18 protein-coding genes are annotated in these 17836 nt (G+C 45.3%); 16 read left to right on the top strand and 2 right to left on the bottom strand.

What is annotated here, in order from left to right; all coding sequences use genetic code 11:
* Positions 1–148: 148 nt before the first annotated feature.
* Positions 149–1285, bottom strand: coding sequence for a methyltransferase (locus tag L5L94_RS17230; RefSeq protein WP_263164262.1), 1137 nt, complete (start codon positions 1283–1285; stop codon positions 149–151).
* Between the two features lie 83 nt (positions 1286–1368).
* On the opposite strand from L5L94_RS17230, the gene L5L94_RS17225 reads away from it, so the two are divergent.
* From L5L94_RS17225 to dinB, 16 genes are all read left to right on the top strand, one after another.
* Entirely contained in the window at positions 1369–1983 is a 615-nt protein-coding gene (locus L5L94_RS17225; protein WP_113939871.1) for an alpha-ketoglutarate-dependent dioxygenase AlkB family protein, read from the top strand.
* A gap of 152 nt (positions 1984–2135) precedes the next feature.
* Complete coding sequence (locus L5L94_RS17220) at positions 2136–2456, top strand: BolA family protein (RefSeq protein ID WP_173246445.1); 321 nt, start codon at positions 2136–2138, stop codon at positions 2454–2456.
* A 232-nt stretch (positions 2457–2688) separates the two neighbouring features.
* Positions 2689–3807 carry a TRAP transporter substrate-binding protein gene (locus tag L5L94_RS17215; protein WP_113939872.1) on the top strand — a complete coding sequence of 373 codons (1119 nt, stop codon included), beginning with the start codon at positions 2689–2691 and terminating at the stop codon, positions 3805–3807.
* 165 nt (positions 3808–3972) lie between these two features.
* On the top strand, positions 3973–4482 hold the full coding sequence (gene luxS / locus L5L94_RS17210; RefSeq protein WP_028761570.1) for an S-ribosylhomocysteine lyase: 510 nt from the start codon (positions 3973–3975) through the stop codon (positions 4480–4482).
* Between the two features lie 164 nt (positions 4483–4646).
* The gene (locus L5L94_RS17205) at positions 4647–6701 is read left to right on the top strand and encodes a TonB-dependent receptor domain-containing protein (RefSeq protein WP_263164238.1); all 2055 of its coding nucleotides are present in this window, start codon (positions 4647–4649) and stop codon (positions 6699–6701) included.
* A 401-nt stretch (positions 6702–7102) separates the two neighbouring features.
* Positions 7103–8437, top strand: coding sequence for a Na(+)-translocating NADH-quinone reductase subunit A (locus tag L5L94_RS17200; RefSeq protein WP_028761568.1), 1335 nt, complete (start codon positions 7103–7105; stop codon positions 8435–8437).
* Positions 8437–9636 (top strand): NADH:ubiquinone reductase (Na(+)-transporting) subunit B, encoded by a 1200-nt coding sequence (locus L5L94_RS17195; protein WP_105250021.1) that lies wholly within the window; start codon positions 8437–8439, stop codon positions 9634–9636. The genes L5L94_RS17200 and L5L94_RS17195 overlap by 1 nt, the downstream gene beginning before the upstream one ends.
* A complete protein-coding gene (locus L5L94_RS17190; protein WP_028761566.1) occupies positions 9629–10417 on the top strand; it encodes a Na(+)-translocating NADH-quinone reductase subunit C in 789 nt (262 codons plus the stop codon). The genes L5L94_RS17195 and L5L94_RS17190 overlap by 8 nt, the downstream gene beginning before the upstream one ends.
* The gene (locus tag L5L94_RS17185) at positions 10417–11049 is read left to right on the top strand and encodes an NADH:ubiquinone reductase (Na(+)-transporting) subunit D (RefSeq protein WP_006080467.1); all 633 of its coding nucleotides are present in this window, start codon (positions 10417–10419) and stop codon (positions 11047–11049) included. Before L5L94_RS17190 ends, L5L94_RS17185 begins: the two co-directional genes overlap by 1 nt.
* A gap of 5 nt (positions 11050–11054) precedes the next feature.
* Positions 11055–11663 (top strand): NADH:ubiquinone reductase (Na(+)-transporting) subunit E, encoded by a 609-nt coding sequence (gene nqrE / locus L5L94_RS17180; RefSeq protein ID WP_006080469.1) that lies wholly within the window; start codon positions 11055–11057, stop codon positions 11661–11663.
* Between the two features lie 46 nt (positions 11664–11709).
* Positions 11710–12966, top strand: a complete 1257-nt coding sequence (gene nqrF, locus L5L94_RS17175; protein WP_028761565.1) for an NADH:ubiquinone reductase (Na(+)-transporting) subunit F — start codon at positions 11710–11712, stop codon at positions 12964–12966.
* A 98-nt stretch (positions 12967–13064) separates the two neighbouring features.
* Positions 13065–14111 carry an FAD:protein FMN transferase gene (locus L5L94_RS17170; RefSeq protein ID WP_263164237.1) on the top strand — a complete coding sequence of 349 codons (1047 nt, stop codon included), beginning with the start codon at positions 13065–13067 and terminating at the stop codon, positions 14109–14111.
* A gap of 15 nt (positions 14112–14126) precedes the next feature.
* Positions 14127–14351 (top strand): (Na+)-NQR maturation NqrM, encoded by a 225-nt coding sequence (gene nqrM, locus L5L94_RS17165; RefSeq protein WP_105250019.1) that lies wholly within the window; start codon positions 14127–14129, stop codon positions 14349–14351.
* A gap of 252 nt (positions 14352–14603) precedes the next feature.
* Positions 14604–15077, top strand: a complete 474-nt coding sequence (gene bfr, locus L5L94_RS17160) for a bacterioferritin (protein WP_006080475.1) — start codon at positions 14604–14606, stop codon at positions 15075–15077.
* A gap of 9 nt (positions 15078–15086) precedes the next feature.
* Positions 15087–15554, top strand: coding sequence for a bacterioferritin (gene bfr / locus L5L94_RS17155; RefSeq protein WP_011918791.1), 468 nt, complete (start codon positions 15087–15089; stop codon positions 15552–15554).
* Positions 15555–15756: 202 nt separating this feature from the next.
* Complete coding sequence (dinB, locus tag L5L94_RS17150; RefSeq protein ID WP_263164235.1) at positions 15757–16833, top strand: DNA polymerase IV; 1077 nt, start codon at positions 15757–15759, stop codon at positions 16831–16833.
* A gap of 28 nt (positions 16834–16861) precedes the next feature.
* Here the strand turns inward: dinB and L5L94_RS17145 are convergent, their stop codons facing one another.
* Entirely contained in the window at positions 16862–17761 is a 900-nt protein-coding gene (locus L5L94_RS17145) for a LysR family transcriptional regulator (RefSeq protein WP_263164234.1), read from the bottom strand.
* Positions 17762–17836 lie beyond the last annotated feature (75 nt).

The following is a 17836-nucleotide window of genomic DNA, read 5'->3' as shown; positions in this document are numbered from 1 at the left end:
TGTGTATTTTTCGGCTAGTTGTTGTTGATTTTTAGGAAATCTCCGACTGCTGCTTTTCCAACATGTCATTGCTCAGCATAAAAAGAGCCCTGTATAAAAAAGAGCCAAACATTGCTGGCTCTCATTTAACGTGTCAATTTCGATGAGGTTATTTTTTCTGTGCCTGTAGGATCACAAATTTACCGTTGGAGGCGACTGTGGTGCAGTTCTTAAATAAGCGCTGTAATTTTACATGGTAAGCCAGATGACGGTTACCGACGATATGTAAGATGCCACCGTCTTTTAAGCGACGGCGAGCATCTAAAAACATCTGCCAGGCGATATGATCGGTAATGGCTTCACCTTGATGAAACGGCGGATTACACAGCACCAGATCCGGTTGAACATCATCGGGCAGATGCGTCATGCAATCGTCCCAATAGAAGTGGCCTTTGTCTGCGGATAATTGATTGCGTGCCCAGTTTGCCTTGGCTGATGCGACTGCCATTTCAGAATCGTCGATAAAGTGAATGTCAGCCTCTGGGAATAACTGGGCGGTGCGTAACCCCAGCACGCCATTGCCACAGCCGAGATCAACAATCGACTTAAAATCCCCTTTGGGCAGATTCTCTAGCATGATGCGTGCGCCAATATCGAGTTTGTTGGCGGCAAACACATTACTTAAATTGCTGATCTCAAGTTGATATTCGGGTACGGCCCAAGTCACTTCTTTGGCTAATGGTCTTGGTTTGCCATCACTGACACAGGTGATCACTCGTGTGTTTTTCCACGCTAAACTGGCGCTTGCGAGGCCTAAATGCTTAGCAAAGATGTCGAGTAAGGCGCCATTAATCGATTTGGATTTGGCGGCTACTAATACACGAGTGCCTGCGGGTAACACTTGCGACAAGCGTCTTAGCTGGTGGGCAAAGTAGCTTAAGTTCTTAGGCAACTTCATCAATACTAAGGCTAAGTTTTCCGGCAAGGTATCGCGGCTGGTAAACCACTGCAGATTATCCATTGGCAACTGATTGCGGCCATGGTTTTGTTCTGTGCCTAAAAAGCTGGTTCTGGCATCGGTTTCAACACGCAGTGGCCAACATGGATTCAATTTAGATAAACCGCAGCTTAAAGCGCCGAAACTGTCGTTGATAATGGCGGTTGGCACGGCGGCTTGCTCTGACTCAATAAGGCTTTTGAGTAAGTGTTCATCGGCGGCATCCCAAGCTTGAAGATTAGATTCCTGCTGAGCCGGATACCGTAAGAGTTCGAGTTCAACACCCGCTACTGAAAATTGTGTTGTCATGTGCCACACTGCGCCAATAAATTTAAGGCGCAGATTATCGCAGATTTCATGGCGCAGTGCGACGGCTCGCATGGAGGACGTCAATGCAGCAAGGTAAGTTAGGGTTTGATACAGAGGGTGAGGCTCAAATTAAACCGCCCATCACCTTAGTGCGGGGTTATCTTAATGCTGAGCAGCAAGCGGCGCTAATGAAAGAAGCGCTGACCTATCCCTTAAGCCGCCCAGAAATCCAAGTCTTTGGTCAGTTTCACGCTATTCCTCGCCAGCAAGTGTGGTTTGGCGATTTGGGCTGCGACTATTTATATTCTGGACTGTTTATCCGCGCCTTACCTTGGCCTAAATATGCTCACAAGTTGAGGGATAAGTTAGCGCGGGATTATGGCTTGGAGAGCAACGGGGTATTAGTGAATCGCTACGCCGATGGTAAAGATTGTATGGGCGCCCACAGTGATGATGAACCTGAAATTGCTCAGGGGAGTCATATTGCTTCTATTACCTTAGGCGCCACGCGGGATTTTGTGCTTAAGCATAAGCACAGTCAAACCAAGTACTGCATCAGTTTGCACAGTGGCGATCTACTGATCATGCACTGGCCTATGCAAAGTGACTGGTTACACAGTTTGCCTAAACGTTTGAAAGTAAAAGAGCCGCGTTGGAACTATACCTTTAGACAACTTATCGTTAATTTCCATGGTTAATTGCCTCCCGCTAACTGCCTATGGTGAAGCACTGCGAAATATGACTGGATATAAAGTGGTAGGGCATCAACAAATTGAAAGCGTGAATTTGATCTTTTCAATTTGAAGCAGTACTCTGCGGCAACTGGATTTTCCCATTCTGAGACTCGAATATGTCCAATACTCATGTGCAGGGCACTGTGGCTAACACTATTTCGCAGAAATTAACCGAATGCTTCTCGCCGACCCATTTAGAAGTGATTAACGAAAGTAATCGTCACCATGTACCACCGAATTCAGAAACCCACTTTAAAGTTGTGCTGGTAAGCGAGCAGTTTGATGGCTTACGTTTATTAGCCCGTCATCGATTGGTCAACACTCACTTAGCCTATGAGTTAGCCAATGGCGTGCATGCTTTGTCTATTCATACTTTCACTCAAAATGAGTGGGATGCGAATGCACAAGTACCTAATACGCCAAATTGTCGCGGTTAATTAATCGCTCAGCAATACTGTTTAGCTTAGATTTCAAGGCCACTCTTCATAGAGTGGCTTTTTGTTTTAGACCAACTTAAGACTATTTTTGAGTTTCCCTACCTTAGTTTCTGTGTTAACAATATGTTTTATTTTAAGAGGTTGGGCGATGTGATTGTCGATACCCATCCTGAGTGTATTTCCATGTCAGTTGGATCCATGCGCTCGTTTGACATCAGGGAGACTATTAAAAATGCGTAAGTTAGGGAGTTTGTTTATCTCAGTGCTGCTGATGGGACTGAGCGGTTGTAACCCCGTCTCCAGTGATGCGCAAAGCGTAGCCGCTTCCCACGCCGCAACTGATGTTCCCCATGCTTTACCTGCCATTGAATGGCGTCTTGCGACCTCTTGGCCGAAAAACTTCCCCGGTTTAGGCATGGCTCCTGAGCGTTTTGCGCATTTAGTCGATGAAATGTCTAACGGTCGGTTAAAGATTAGCGTTTATGGTGCGGGTGAGTTGATGCCCGCTTTTGCCGTATTTGATGGTGTGAGTCAGGGTAAAATTCAAATGGCCCACTCCGCTTCTTTCTACTGGAGAGGAAAAGCGCCCGCAGCGCAGTTTTTTTCATCGATCCCCTTTGGTATGACCGCACAGGAAATAAATGGCTGGCTTCACTATGGTGGTGGTATGGAGCTGTGGACTGAAGTGTATCAACCCTTTGGTATTATTCCCCTAGCGGGTGGCAATACTGGGATGCAAATGGGTGGCTGGTTTAATAAACCCATCAATACCATTGCTGATTTTAAGGGATTGAAGGTCCGCATGCCGGGCTTAGGTGGTGAAGTGTTGAAACGCGTTGGTGCTGTACCTGTAAACATGGCGGGGCGTGAACTTTATGGTGCACTGCAAACGGGGGCGATTGATGCCGCAGAGTGGGTAGGGCCAGTGAATGATCTTGCCTTCGGTTTACATAAAGTGGCTAAGTATTACTATTACCCTGGTTGGCATGAGCCAGGTTCAAATATGGAATTCTTGATTAATACCGCAGCCTTCGAGAGTTTACCTGAGGATTTACAGGCCATAGTCAGAGTTGCTGCGAGAGCCATTAACCAAGATATGCTCGATGAATACACGACCCGTAACGTGACCGCCCTTGAAACGTTAGTGAAGGACGAAGGTGTGGAACTTAAAGCGTTTCCACCGAACGTGTTGTTGGAGCTTGAGAAAATCTCCAAACAAGTGATTGAAGATCAAGCGAATCAAGATCCCTTAATGCGAAAGGTGTACGATGCTTATCACGCGTATGAGCAAGGTGTGCGCCAGTACCATAAAATATCTGAGGATGCTTACAGTCAGCAGCGTCAACACTAAATGATGTTTTTTTCTGCAAATTGTCACATTAGCATCTGATTTATATGAGATGATTTCATCTTAGATTATCTTGTTATCGGCGTAATTCATTTGGTGTTATGCTTGCAAGCCATAAATAGACAGTTACAGTGGCGTTGATGTCGCCCTGAGAATTTGGAGATCCCTATGCCATTACTTGATAGCTTTACCGTCGACCATACTCGGATGAATGCCCCTGCGGTTCGTATCGCTAAGCATATGAGCACGCCAAAGGGCGATGCCATTACTGTATTTGATTTACGTTTTTGCGCACCGAATAAAGAGATCCTCAGTGAGCGTGGAATTCATACTCTAGAGCATTTGTTCGCGGGTTTTATGCGTGACCATTTAAATGGCAGCGATGTTGAGATCATTGATATTTCGCCAATGGGATGTCGTACCGGTTTTTATATGAGTTTGATTGGTGAACCCACAGAGCGCCAAGTGGCCGATGCGTGGTTAGCCGCGATGGAAGATGTGCTTAAAGTGGTTGAGCAGTCTGAAATCCCTGAGCTGAACGAATACCAATGTGGTACGTATGAGATGCATTCATTAGAGCAAGCACAAGATATCGCCCGTAATATTATTGCTGCAGGCGTAAGTGTTAATCGTAATGACGATCTAAAATTAAGCGATGAAATTCTAGGTAACCTGTAATTGTTCGCACTCTTATAGTATGAGAGTGCTTCTTTAGTAAATTCAGTTTCCTGAAGTAAATAAGAGAAAGCGACGAGAGTCGCTTTTTTTTTCAAGTAAACTCAGCTATTTTACAAGTCAATAACAAAAACACCGTACGCTAACAAAGTTTTTGGGAGCTTGGTATGCCTAGTCGTTACTTCACTGTATCACTTTGTGCAATTTCTGTTTCTCTTGTCTGTTCTAGCACAACGTTCGCCGATGATCTTCACAGTCAAATGCTTGAATTGAACAAGCTCAATGACACATTTCATTCAACGTCTAATCGTTTAGCGTTAGGTCAATTGACGGCTTTGACGGTTTTGCCTGCGGATCTTAGTGGAAATCCCGCGAGCATCAGTATGCGCAGCGCGACTCAAGGTATTGCGGTATTACAAGATAGAGTGTATTTCTCCCCTGCGCCGTATTCGGCACCGCAATTACAACTCTTACCTAATCTGCTGCAACAACAGAGTGTTACTGCTACCCCGATGGCAAATATGGCTGTCGGTGGGCAAGGTGCGTTTGGGGTGGTGAGTTATCAAACCTTACCTGTTGCTGAGCAGACCGAGAATAGTAAGGCGACTCTCGAGGGCAATACCGATTCAGACTACAGTGTCGATATGAATTGGGGAGTGAAGCAAAAAGAGTATGGCATGATACTCGCGGTTAATTATGCAGATAATAGCGGCGCCGATCACTTGCTCAATGGTCAAGACACAGACCACCAAACGACAGACATCTTATTTAAAATCAACGCCGCGAGTTTACTCGGCGCTAGAAGTCCACAGGTGACTGAGTTTACTTACCAGTTTCTCGATGATGATAGTTATCGCTCTCTGCTTGGGTTAACACAGGCCGATTGGCAACAAGATCCTATGAGTTTGTATTCGGCCACTGCGGCGGATAAACATCAGGGGCGACATCATAAGTACCAACTGTCTCACCAAGTTACGCTCAATGGTGGGCATAAGGTCACCACAGACTTTTACTACCAGTCCTATTCGCAGCAATTAAACCAACTCAATCAATTTGATGGGCAAATGCTCGATGCCCAGAGTCTTGCTGCGTTGGCCGCATTTGAACGTCAGCCGACAGTCGATGGCGTCGAACTGGCTTCTTTACAGCAAGACAATGATTTCAGCTCCTTTGGGGCACAAACTGAATCAGTGAATCAGTATGGTGCCCATCAAATTATCTATAGTGCCCGTTATCATACGGATAAAGCCGAGATGCACCTTGGCGATCAACAGAGTCTATGGCAGCAGGACTTGAGTTTAGTGAGTGATGCACAAAATCCGTTATTGGCCTATACCGACGATGCAACAGCATTTACTTCGGCAATCGATTCCTTGTTTAATTGGGACGAATTACAGATAAAGCTCGCGCTTGCCTATGAACAAGTGAGCGTCAATCGCAAGGTCGATTTAGCTTATGTAGGACTGGATGCGGCTGATTTCTCCGACAGCGATTGGATGCCACAACTCGGTGTTTTATATGATGCTGGAGATTGGCGCTTTAGTACGGATATTCGCCGCTCATGGACCGCCGCAAGTGCGGGGAATCTTGAGCAAGAGGCACAAGTATCATTGCAATATCAAGTCAGCGCCCAATATGCCAGTGAGCATTTTAGTGCTGACATCAAAACCTACGTTCAAGATTTTGATAACCTGCATGTCAATTGTGATGCGTATACCCAATGTGCCGACAGTCGTTTGTGGGTTCAAGGTAATGTTGTGGATGTACTGACCAAAGGAGTTGAGCTGAGTCTTGGCTACCAGTGGGATATCGGTAGTGTACAGTTACCATTAGTCTTAAATTATCAATATTCGAATTCGGAGTATCAAACCAATAGCTGTAACGAAATCCAAGGTTGCGTTGTGGCTGGTGATAGAGTGGCTTGGTTACCTGAGCAGCAATTGCATTTTAGTGCTGGAATGAAATATGCCGAATATGAATTGAATGCAAATGTCTTTTATCAATCCGAGCGGGAAATGGGCCAATTTGGCGCTGAATTACAGCCTATCGCAGTACAATGGCGAGTAGATTTGGCGGCGAATTATCATTTTAACCGTCACCATGAGATTTATTTTAGGGTAGAAAACCTCTTAGATGAGACATTAGTCACAACAGCATCAAATAGCGGAATTCGATCGGAAAATGGACGTATTAGCTATTTAGGTTATCAATGGCGCTTTTAAATTGAGTTTTATTTTGTTTGAATTTAAATCAATTGAAACAAATAAGATCGATTTCGGCTGCGTTTAGTGGACGTTTCGACTTTTTGCTAAATTAAATCTTTAATTATTAATGCTATAGTACCCAGTGGCCGTAATATTCTCTCTTTCTGATCAGTCACTAGGTCGGAAGGTGAACGCCGTAGCGCATGATTCTTTTCAATCCGTATTTTAGGTTTGAAATCACCTATAATTTTCGTGGCGATGCCAAGTCAATTGGGGTAAAATGCGCGCGACCAGCGTGATTGCGATCGCATTTCTGTGATAAATCTGCGCTAGCTCAATGCAGTAGGTTTTGTTTAAAACCTAAGTATTTAGCAGGAACGCGGCGCATTGTCTTTCCTTCAAACGTAGTGCTTGTGGATATGATTACAATTAAGAAAGGATTGGAACTGCCTATAGCAGGCGGACCAGAGCAAGTTATCCATAATGGCCCAGCCATTAAACATGTAGCTACTTTGGGTGAAGAGTATATTGGCTTACGTCCAACGATGAAGATCAAAGTGGGCGATAAAGTACAAAAAGGCCAAGTTCTTTTTGAAGATAAGAAGAATTTAGGCGTTAAATATACGGCTTTAGCCAGTGGTACTATATTAGACATTAACCGGGGCGCCCAGCGTGTTCTGCAGTCTGTTGTCATTGAAGTGGAAGGAAACGACAGCGTTGCCTTTGCTAAATATGATGCCACTGCACTCGATACGCTCGACTCGCAGTTAGTCCGTGACAATCTGATTGAATCAGGTTTATGGACTGCTTTGCGTACTCGTCCTTTTAGCAAAGTTCCTGCTGTAGACTCTTCTGCTGCTGGTATTTTTGTAACCGCAATAGATACTCAACCTCTTGCCGCTGATCCCGTTGTGGTGATCCGTGAGCATAAAGAAGATTTTGCTAATGGTCTTAAGGTCTTAGCAAGACTTACTGACGGTAAAGTTTACCTTTGTAAAGCGCCTGGCGCTGATATTCCTGCCGCAAACGCCCAAGTTGAAGAATTTGCCGGTGTGCACCCTGCAGGATTAGTCGGTACTCACATTCACTTCTTATTGTCTGCCTCTGCAAAACGTACCGTTTGGCATATTGGTTACCAAGATGTAATAGCAATTGGTCAGCTATTTACGACGGGTGAACTCAATACCGAACGTGTTATTGCGATCGCAGGCCCTAAAGCGGCTAAGCCAAGACTCGTACGCACTGTTGTGGGCGCGAGCATGACTGAATTAACCGCAGGTGAAGCCTTAGATGGCAATGTTCGTCTAATTTCAGGCTCTGTTCTGAATGGTCGTACAGCCGTTGGCCCACAAGGGTATTTAGGTCGTTACCATGTTCAAGTAAGTCTGTTAGAAGAAGGTACAGAGAAAGAATTTTTAGGCTGGGTATTACCAGGCTCAGACAAATATTCTATCACTCGTGCATTCTTAGGACATCTTGCTCCTTCTCGTCTGTTCAGCATGACGACCAGTACAGGTGGTTCAGACCGCGCTATGGTGCCAATTGGTAACTATGAGCGTGTAATGCCATTGGACATTCTTCCTACTATGTTGTTGCGTGACTTGATTTCAGGTGACTTTGACGGTGCTGCTACTTTAGGCGCGTTAGAGTTAGATGAAGAAGATCTCGCACTGTGTACGTTCGTATGTCCAGGCAAGTATGACTACGGTTCATATCTGCGTGACTGTCTAGATACGATCGAGAGGGAAGGCTAATGAGCTTGAAAGATTTTTTCGAACGTATTGAACCCGACTTTGAAAAAGGCGGTAAATACGAAAAGTTTTATGCCCTATTCGAAGCGGCATACACGATTTTTTATACCCCAGGTAAAGTGAACAAGGGCAAAACCCATGTTCGCGATAACCTCGACCTAAAACGTATGATGATTACGGTTTGGGCTTGTGCTTTCCCAGCGATGTTCGTGGGTATGTACAACGTAGGTTTACAAGCTCAATTAGCTTTAGTGGCTGGTTTTGCTACCCCTGACGTATGGCAAGTGAGCTTGTTCAGCATGTTCGGTACCGAACTTACGGCAAACTCTGGCTGGCCTGCGCTGATGTGGTATGGCGCCTGTTTCTTCCTACCTATCTACGCGGTGACCTTTGCCGTCGGTGGTATCTGGGAAGTGCTGTTCGCCTCTATCCGTGGTCATGAAGTCAACGAAGGTTTCTTCGTTACCTCTATCCTGTTTGCTTTAACGCTGCCAGCAACTATCCCATTATGGATGGTGGCGCTGGGTATCACCTTCGGTGTGGTCGTGGCGAAAGAAGTGTTCGGTGGTACAGGGCGTAACTTCTTAAACCCAGCACTAGCGGGTCGTGCCTTCTTGTTCTTCGCTTATCCGTTGAATATGTCAGGTGATACCTCATGGGTTGTGGCTGACGGTTACTCAGGTGCAACTGCACTGAGTCAAGCGGCGTCTGGCACTTTAGATTACGCAATTAACCAAAACTGGTGGGATGCGTTCTTCGGTTTCATTCCAGGTTCAGTGGGTGAAGTGTCTACATTAGCGATTCTGTTAGGTGGTTTGGTCATCATCTACACGCGTATCGCTTCATGGCGTATCGTTGGCGGTGTAATGGTGGGCATGATTGCCATTTCTACGCTGCTTAACGTTGTCGGTAGTGACACTAATCCAATGTTTGCAATGCCTTGGTACTGGCACTTAGTGTTAGGTGGTTTTGCGTTTGGCATGATGTTTATGGCGACAGACCCAGTGTCAGCGTCATTTACTAACCAAGCTAAATGGGCATACGGTATCTTGATCGGTGCAATGGCTGTGTTTATCCGCGTGATTAACCCTGCATTCCCTGAAGGCATGATGTTGGCAATTTTGTTTGCTAACTTGTTCGCGCCATTGTTCGACCACTTCGTGGTTCAGGCAAATATCAAGCGGAGGATTGCCCGTGGCTAGTAATAAAGATTCGTTCGGCAGAACCTTATTTATCGTCGTTGGCCTGTGTCTAATTTGTGCGATATTTGTGTCTACTGCAGCAGTGTTACTGAGACCGACTCAAGCAGAAAATAAACTGCTTGATAAGCAAAAGTACATTCTGGAAGCCGCTGGTCTTATCGATACTAAAGCTGGCAAAGTGACCAAAGCGCAAATTCTAGATACATACGGCAAACACATCGAAGCTAAACTGGTCGATTTGAAAACGGGTGCTTGGGTTGAGGGTGTTGATGCTGACACTTATGATCAACGTAAAGCTTCTCGTGATGTGAAAACCTCATTTGTACCTGAGAATGACATCGCTTCAGTGAAACGTGTTGCTGATAAGGCTGTGGTTTATCTTGTTCGTGACGGCCAAGGTAAATTAACCAGTGTCATTCTGCCAATCCATGGTTATGGCCTATGGTCTACTATGTATGCCTTCCTTGCTATGGATGCTGACCTAAACACAGTGCAAAGCTTAGTCTACTACGAGCACGGCGAAACGCCGGGCTTAGGTGGCGAAGTGCAAAATGCTCAGTGGAAAGCGAAATGGCATGGCAAAAAGTTATTTGATGAGCAAGGTAAACTCGCTATCAGCGTAACGAAAAACCCAACTGTTGCTAGCACTGAGTACGGTGTAGATGCATTATCTGGCGCAACCTTAACGAGTAACGGTGTACAACATTCACTGACATTCTGGTTGGGTAAAGAAGGTTTTGCGAGTTTCATTGAAAAAGCACGCAATGGAGGTCTCAACTAATGTCTGACGCTAAAGAACTGAAACAGGTTCTGACCGGACCTATAGTCAACAACAACCCGATTGCTTTACAAGTACTTGGTGTATGTAGTGCATTAGCGGTAACGAGCAAGCTCGAAACTGCACTGGTAATGGCGTTGGCGTTAACTGCGGTAACTGCGTTTTCGAACCTGTTTATCTCAATGATCCGTAATCATATTCCAAGCAGTGTGCGTATTATCGTACAGATGACCATTATTGCCTCTTTGGTAATCGTGGTTGACCAATTGCTGCAGGCTTATGCTTATCAGATCTCTAAGCAGCTGTCGGTATTCGTCGGTCTGATTATTACGAACTGTATCGTAATGGGTCGTGCCGAAGCCTACGCGATGAAAACACCGCCAATGATGAGCTTTATGGATGGTATCGGTAACGGTTTAGGTTACGGTGCGATTCTGTTAGCTGTTGGCTTCGTACGTGAACTGTTTGGTAACGGTTCTCTGTTCGGTGTTGAAATCCTGCACAAGATCTCTGATGGCGGCTGGTACCAACCAAACGGTCTGCTACTACTGCCTCCGAGTGCGTTCTTCCTGATCGGTGTTTTGATTTGGATTATTCGTACCTATAAGCCAGAGCAAGTTGAAGCAAAAGGGTAAGTGCGATGGAACATTATATTAGCCTGTTAATTCGCTCTGTTTTCATTGAAAACATGGCACTGGCCTTCTTCCTAGGTATGTGTACTTTCTTGGCTGTGTCTAAGAAAGTCACTACCGCCATGGGCCTAGGGATTGCGGTAGTTGTAGTGTTAACTATCTCTGTCCCAGCAAACCAAGTTATCTATCAAGGGCTGCTAGCTCCTGGTGCACTTGCTTGGGCTGGCGCACCTGAAGCTGACTTAAGCTTCTTGAAATTCATTACCTTTATCGGTGTGATTGCGGCTTTGGTTCAAATTCTGGAAATGGCACTGGACAAGTACTTTCCACCTTTGTACAACGCATTAGGTATTTTCTTACCTTTGATCACAGTGAACTGCGCGATTTTCGGTGCGGTATCATTCATGGTTGAGCGTGACTACAAGCTAGGCGAGAGTGTGGTGTTTGGTTTCGGCTCAGGAGTGGGTTGGGCATTAGCTATCGTATTGATGGCCGGTATCCGTGAGAAGCTGAAGTATGCCGACGTGCCTAACGGCCTACGTGGTTTAGGGATTACCTTTATCACCGCTGGTTTGATGGCCTTAGGTTTCATGTCGTTTTCAGGTGTGTCTCTGTAAGAGACACATAACGGCTTCTTGAATTGGACCTTCTAAGGATAAGTTAATGGATATTCTTGGTATTTTTAAATCTACTCCGCTCGAGGTTTACCTCGGTGTGAGTATGTTTACTGCTATCGTCCTCATCTTGGTATTAGTGATTTTATTCGCTAAGTCTAAGTTAGTGGCTAGTGGTGACATCACGATCGGCATTAATGACGATCCTGAAAAAGCGATTACAACCGGTGCGGGCGGTAAGTTGTTAGGCGTTTTGGCTAACAGCGGTATCTTCGTATCGAGTGCGTGTGGTGGCGGTGGCTCATGTGGCCAATGTCGCGTGGTGATTAAGTCTGGCGGCGGCGATATTCTGCCAACGGAACTTGACCACATCAGCAAAGGTGATGCCCGTAAAGGTTGTCGTCTTTCTTGTCAGGTTAACGTTAAGAACGATATGGAAATCGAGCTTGACGAAGAAATCTTCGGTATCAAGAAATGGGAATGTGAAGTTATCTCTAACGATAACAAAGCCACTTTCATTAAAGAACTGAAGCTGCAAATTCCTGATGGCGAGTCTGTACCATTCCGTGCTGGCGGTTATATTCAAATCGAAGCACCTGCTCATCATATTAAATATGCAGATTTTGATGTACCTGCACAATACCGTGGCGACTGGGAACACTTCGGTTTCTTCAATCTTGAATCTAAGGTTGATGAAGAAACTATCCGTGCATACTCAATGGCTAACTACCCAGAAGAGTTCGGTATTATTATGCTGAACGTGCGTATTGCTACGCCTCCACCACGTAACTTGACACTGCCTTGCGGTAAGATGTCATCTTACATTTGGAGCTTAAAAGCGGGTGATAAAGTCACTATATCTGGTCCATTCGGTGAATTCTTCGCGAAAGATACCGATGCAGAAATGGTGTTTATCGGCGGTGGTGCGGGTATGGCGCCAATGCGTTCACATATCTTCGACCAGCTGAAGCGTCTTCAGTCTAAACGTAAGATGAGCTTCTGGTACGGTGCACGTTCTAAGCGTGAAATGTTCTACGTAGAAGATTTCGACGGCCTAGCGGCTGAGAATGATAACTTCGTATGGCATGTGGCACTTTCAGATCCTCAACCAGAGGATAACTGGGATGGTTACACAGGTTTTATTCATAACGTATTGTATGAAAACTATCTGAAAAACCATGATGCCCCAGAAGATTGTGAGTTCTACATGTGTGGACCTCCAATGATGAACGCTGCCGTAATTGGTATGTTGAAAAATCTTGGTGTCGAAGACGAAAACATCCTGTTGGATGACTTCGGCGGCTAATGTTCATTAGTCCTAGATAGAAAAGTTGCAGATGTTGAGGATAATCTCTCATCTGCAACTTTTGCATTTAAGGGCCCAAATAAGAGTAGTAGGTCACTATGTTTCAGACCTTAAAGATCAATACCTCAGCGTTAAAGTATTCATTTAACTGGCTAGTCCTCGTGGGACTGGCCTTTTTTGTTTCAGCCTGTTCTAAGCAAAACGAAGTCATTTCGTTGGCCGGCAGCACTATGGGCACGACTTATCACATTAAAGTCGTCCCGAATGAGCAGATGCCGACGGCGCAGTTACTTCAAGCGGAAATTGATTTAGCCCTTGAGCTAGTCAATGACCAGATGTCGACCTATCGGCCTAATTCAGAATTATCCCGTTTCAACCAATTGCCATTGGAGCAAAGCGTTGAAGTCTCACCGGATACCATAAAAGTGGTGCAAGAGGGAATACGTTTATATCAAGTGACTGATAAGGCACTTGATATTACCTTAGGTCCTTTAGTTAATCTGTGGGGTTTTGGACCTGATAAGCGTCCAACGAAAGTTCCGACACAGGCTGATATTGATGCGGCTAAAGCCAAAACAGGGATTAGTGAACTTTCCATTGAAGGCAATCGTCTAAGTAAGCACAACACCCATTTATATGTAGATTTATCATCAATCGCGAAGGGATTTGGGGTTGATAAAATCGCTTCTATTCTTGATAAATACCATGCGATTGGGTATTTAGTTGAAATTGGTGGCGAACTGAGTATCAAAGGTGCCAAAGGTGATGGAAGCTCTTGGCGTGTTGCTATAGAGCAACCGACCAATGATGGCTCTGAAGCCGTACAGCAGGTTATTGCACCTGGTACTATGGCGATGGCGACCTCTGGTGATTATCGTAATTATTATGAAGAAGACGGCCAACGTTTTACGCATATAATCGATCCGCGTACTGGTTTGCCGATAAATCATAAGTTAGCATCCGTGACTGTATTGCATCAAAATTGTATGACGGCCGACGGTTTTGCGACGGCCATGATGGTTTTGGGCACAGAAGCATCATTGGAGCTTGCCAAGAAGGAACACTTGGCGATAATGCTAATCGAAAAGCAAGGCGACGGATTTAAGGTCTATTACAGCGACGCCTTCAAGCCTTTCCTTATTTAGTTTTTGGAGTAAACCATGACCTCTTTTATCGCGGCATTTGTGATCTTGTTAGTCTTCTTTTTACTCATGTCGATTGGTTATCTCATCAAGCGCAAAGCCGTTGAAGGAAGTTGTGGCGGTTTAGGTGTTCTAGGGATTGAAAAAGCGTGTGATTGTGATGACCCTTGTGACAAACGTAAACGTCGTATGGCCGCTGAAGAAGCGCGTCGTGAGAAGTTAACGAAAGACCGCATTATCTAAATAGTCTTGATTCGATCATAGCCCCCAATTTAGGGGGCTATTTTTTGCCTCGTATTTTCTTACACGGGTTAATCATTTGAGATTTATCCTTGGGATTAGAGTGGGATAGCAAGTTAATCTAAGCAGGAATGAGAATGCTTTTCATCATTAAGTGAGTGAAATATAAAGATAATTTGAGTTGGTCGATAAATTGTACTAGGCTAGAAGCTTGATTTAGATCAATCTTTTCACGCTTACCAAGGATAGTAACTTATGAAAGGTCATCCTAAAGTGGTTGGGCAACTGAATCGGGTGCTTACCTGTGAGTTGACCGCCATCAATCAATATTTCCTCCATGCCCGCATGTTTAAACATTGGGGCTTAGAGAAGTTAAACCACGTCGAATACAAAAAATCCATCCAAGATATGAAGCATGCCGATAAGCTCATCGAGCGAGTGCTGTTTTTGGAAGGTCTGCCTAATCTGCAACAACTCGAAAAACTTCGCATTGGTGAACATAGCCAAGAGATGCTCGATTGCGATCTGGCCATGGTGCAAGAGCAGCTTACATTGCTGCGTGATGCGATCAGCTTGTGTGAAGCAGAACAGGACTATGTGAGCCGCGATCTGCTGGAAGATATTCTCGAAGACGAAGAAGAGCACTTAGATTGGCTTGAGTCGCAGCAAGAGCTCATTACGCTAACCGGTATTCAAAATTATCTACAATCGCAAATTAGCGACCAATAGGAGCAAGATATGAAAGGCGATAAAGACGTTATCGATGCGTTAAATCGACTCCTAACGGGAGAACTCTCGGCAATGGATCAGTATTTTGTCCATGCCCATATGTATGAAGATTGGGGCCTGAATGAACTCTATGAGCGTATCGCCCATGAGTCAGATGATGAGAAAGCCCATGCAGCCAAATTAGTGCAGCGCATTTTATTCCTCGAAGGTACACCCAATGTTGCCGCCCGTGAGGCATTGAACATAGGTAAAGATGTAGAAGAGATGCTACGTAATGATCTCGCCTACGAATACAAGGTCGCGGACGATTTGCGCAAAGTGATTGCACTGTGTGAGCAGAAGCAAGATTACCAGACCCGCGAAATCCTTGAAGTATTACTCGACGATACAGAGTCTGACCATATGTATTGGCTCGAAAAACAACTTGGGCTTATTGACCGTGTTGGGCTGCAAAACTACCTGCAAACTAAGATGTGAGCCTTAGATTGTTAGGTTGAGTAAATACCTAGGCCACTGAGTGTAATGGCCTAGGAAACTCAGTTATTAAGCATGTCTGTTGTTCCTCACACTTGTCTTGTTCTCTTTTCTAGCGCTAGGCCACATCTTATTGGCCCAAATCTATCAGGAATACTTGATTACTGTTTTTATATACAGTATTTTGGCGTTGGAGGAATTCAACGTGCGAAAAATTATTCATATCGATATGGACTGCTATTTTGCTGCAGTGGAAATGCGCGACTTTCCTGAGTACCGTGGCAAACCTTTAGCTGTGGGGGGCAGTAGCGACCGTCGCGGTGTTATCAGTACTTGCAGTTACGAGGCACGTAAATTCGGTGTACGTTCAGCAATGGCAACGGCTTATGCCTTTAAGTTGTGCCCTGAGCTGATTTTAGTTCCGGGTCGGATGCAGGTTTACAAAGAAGTGTCGCTACAAATTCGTGAAATATTTTCTCGCTATACCCAATTAATTGAGCCGCTTTCCTTAGATGAAGCTTATTTGGATGTGAGTGAGTGCCAACAACATAAGGGCTCTGCGACCTTGATTGCCCAAGCGATTCGTCGCGATATCTTAGCCGAAACGGGTTTAACCGCATCGGCGGGTATCGCGCCAGTAAAATTTTTAGCTAAGATCGCCTCGGATCTGAACAAGCCAAACGGCCAATATATCATTACGCCAGAGACGCTTTCTGAGTTTGTTAAGACCTTATCGCTGCGTAAAATTCCCGGTGTTGGTAAAGTCACCGCAGAAAAGCTCTCTTCGCTCGGGCTCAATACCTGTGGTGATGTGCAAGCTTATTCTAAACCTGAGCTCTTAGCGCGATTCGGTAAGTTTGGTGGCGTGTTGATTGAGCGTTCCCAAGGCATAGATGAACGGGGTATTTCTGCCGACAGAGAGCGCAAATCAGTGGGTGTTGAAACCACGTTAGCAAAGGATATTTATAGCTTAGAGCAGTGCCAGCAGGTGATGCCGAGTTTGATCCAAGAACTGTCGTTGCGTTTAAGTCGCAGTGCTAAGGAACGCAAAATACATAAACAGGTGGTCAAACTTAAGTTTAACGATTTCAAGCAGACTACAATTGAGCACCGCAGCGATGAAGTCTCGATTGTAATGTTCTATGAGCTACTCGCACAGGCTATGGAAAGGCAAGAAGGCCGTGGCATTCGTCTATTGGGTATTTCGGTCGGCCTCGCCGATTCTACTCTTGTCGTCGCCACAAGCTTAAACGGCCAGACTCAGCTGGATTTAGCTCTCTAGTGGGTGGAGCACAATAGCCTATATTGGCTCAATAAGCCTCGGGTGGATTTGCCAGCATAAAATCAATTAACAGTCTGACCCGTAAGGGCAGGTTGTCCCGATCGCGATACATCAAGTAGGCGGTGCGCGGAATACCTTGCCACTCGGGCAGTATTTGAATGAGTTTGCCACTTCGTATCTGTTCACTCGCCATGCTGATGGGTATGAGTCCAATCCCAAGCCCCGCCACCACGGCCTGACAGGCAATCGCCATATCATCGACGGCTAGTTTGATATTCCCCCTTGGTTCAAACTCGACATTTTGCCCTGTGCTATTGTGCTGTAAACGCCACGTTTTTGTGGGCTTGGCGATGATAACCGGATGCTGATCCAGCGCTTCAATGGATTGCAGCGCATGCCACTGCGTTGCCGATGTGCTGGCGCAAAGTACAAAGCTAATTGTGGTAAGTGGCCTTGCAATCCAATCGGGATCTTTAGGTTCGCCCACTCGAAAGGCGATATCGATGGCGTTTTCACTGACATCGATATTCATGTTCGACAGACTTAAATCGATATCAATATTGGGATAATGCCGTTGGAAGGCGTTGAGTGATTCACCCAGCCAGCGATAGGTTGTATTGATGGGCGCCGAGATCCGCAATTTGCCAACCGCTTGATGTTTATCCGCATGCAACTCACCAGATACCTGGTTTAACTCGATAAATAGCGGGCCGCAGCGTTCGAGATACCGCTGACCTGTGGCGGTAAGGTTGACTCTATGGGCGTCTCTGTGCAGTAAACGCAGACCTAAGGATTGTTCTAACAGATTGATTCGACGGCTTAAGGTTGAAGGTGGAATGCCTAAGTGCTGCGCCGCGAGCTTAAAACTCCCTTGCTGTGCCACCACCCAAAATAAGCGCATATCGTCTAAGGAATAATTAAGTTTCATATTTGGAATTTAAGCTCTCAATCTTGTTGGTTTTAATAATATATGAAACTTATAAACTAAGCTCAATCCCAATTA

The sequence above is a fragment of the Shewanella sp. SM21 genome (assembly GCF_025654335.1).
Taxonomy (GTDB): Bacteria; Pseudomonadota; Gammaproteobacteria; order Enterobacterales; family Shewanellaceae; genus Shewanella; species Shewanella oncorhynchi.
Note: the sequence above shows the minus strand (reverse complement) of the source record. Positions and strands in the feature narration are given on the sequence as shown.

Excerpts from the sequence above, each read along its gene's own strand:
- L5L94_RS17185 (WP_006080467.1), top strand. The coding sequence starts at position 10,417 with ATGTCTGACGCTAAAGAACTGAAACAGGTTCTGACCGGACCTATAGTC.
- L5L94_RS17220 (WP_173246445.1), top strand. The coding sequence starts at position 2,136 with ATGTCCAATACTCATGTGCAGGGCACTGTGGCTAACACTATTTCGCAG.
- nqrM (WP_105250019.1), top strand. The coding sequence starts at position 14,127 with ATGACCTCTTTTATCGCGGCATTTGTGATCTTGTTAGTCTTCTTTTTA.
- bfr (WP_006080475.1), top strand. The coding sequence starts at position 14,604 with ATGAAAGGTCATCCTAAAGTGGTTGGGCAACTGAATCGGGTGCTTACC.
- L5L94_RS17230 (WP_263164262.1), bottom strand. The coding sequence starts at position 1,285 with ATGACAACACAATTTTCAGTAGCGGGTGTTGAACTCGAACTCTTACGG.
- L5L94_RS17170 (WP_263164237.1), top strand. The coding sequence starts at position 13,065 with ATGTTTCAGACCTTAAAGATCAATACCTCAGCGTTAAAGTATTCATTT.
- nqrF (WP_028761565.1), top strand. The coding sequence starts at position 11,710 with ATGGATATTCTTGGTATTTTTAAATCTACTCCGCTCGAGGTTTACCTC.
- L5L94_RS17200 (WP_028761568.1), top strand. The coding sequence starts at position 7,103 with ATGATTACAATTAAGAAAGGATTGGAACTGCCTATAGCAGGCGGACCA.
- bfr (WP_011918791.1), top strand. The coding sequence starts at position 15,087 with ATGAAAGGCGATAAAGACGTTATCGATGCGTTAAATCGACTCCTAACG.
- L5L94_RS17205 (WP_263164238.1), top strand. The coding sequence starts at position 4,647 with ATGCCTAGTCGTTACTTCACTGTATCACTTTGTGCAATTTCTGTTTCT.
- L5L94_RS17145 (WP_263164234.1), bottom strand. The coding sequence starts at position 17,761 with ATGAAACTTAATTATTCCTTAGACGATATGCGCTTATTTTGGGTGGTG.
- L5L94_RS17215 (WP_113939872.1), top strand. The coding sequence starts at position 2,689 with ATGCGTAAGTTAGGGAGTTTGTTTATCTCAGTGCTGCTGATGGGACTG.
- L5L94_RS17195 (WP_105250021.1), top strand. The coding sequence starts at position 8,437 with ATGAGCTTGAAAGATTTTTTCGAACGTATTGAACCCGACTTTGAAAAA.
- L5L94_RS17225 (WP_113939871.1), top strand. The coding sequence starts at position 1,369 with ATGCAGCAAGGTAAGTTAGGGTTTGATACAGAGGGTGAGGCTCAAATT.
- nqrE (WP_006080469.1), top strand. The coding sequence starts at position 11,055 with ATGGAACATTATATTAGCCTGTTAATTCGCTCTGTTTTCATTGAAAAC.
- luxS (WP_028761570.1), top strand. The coding sequence starts at position 3,973 with ATGCCATTACTTGATAGCTTTACCGTCGACCATACTCGGATGAATGCC.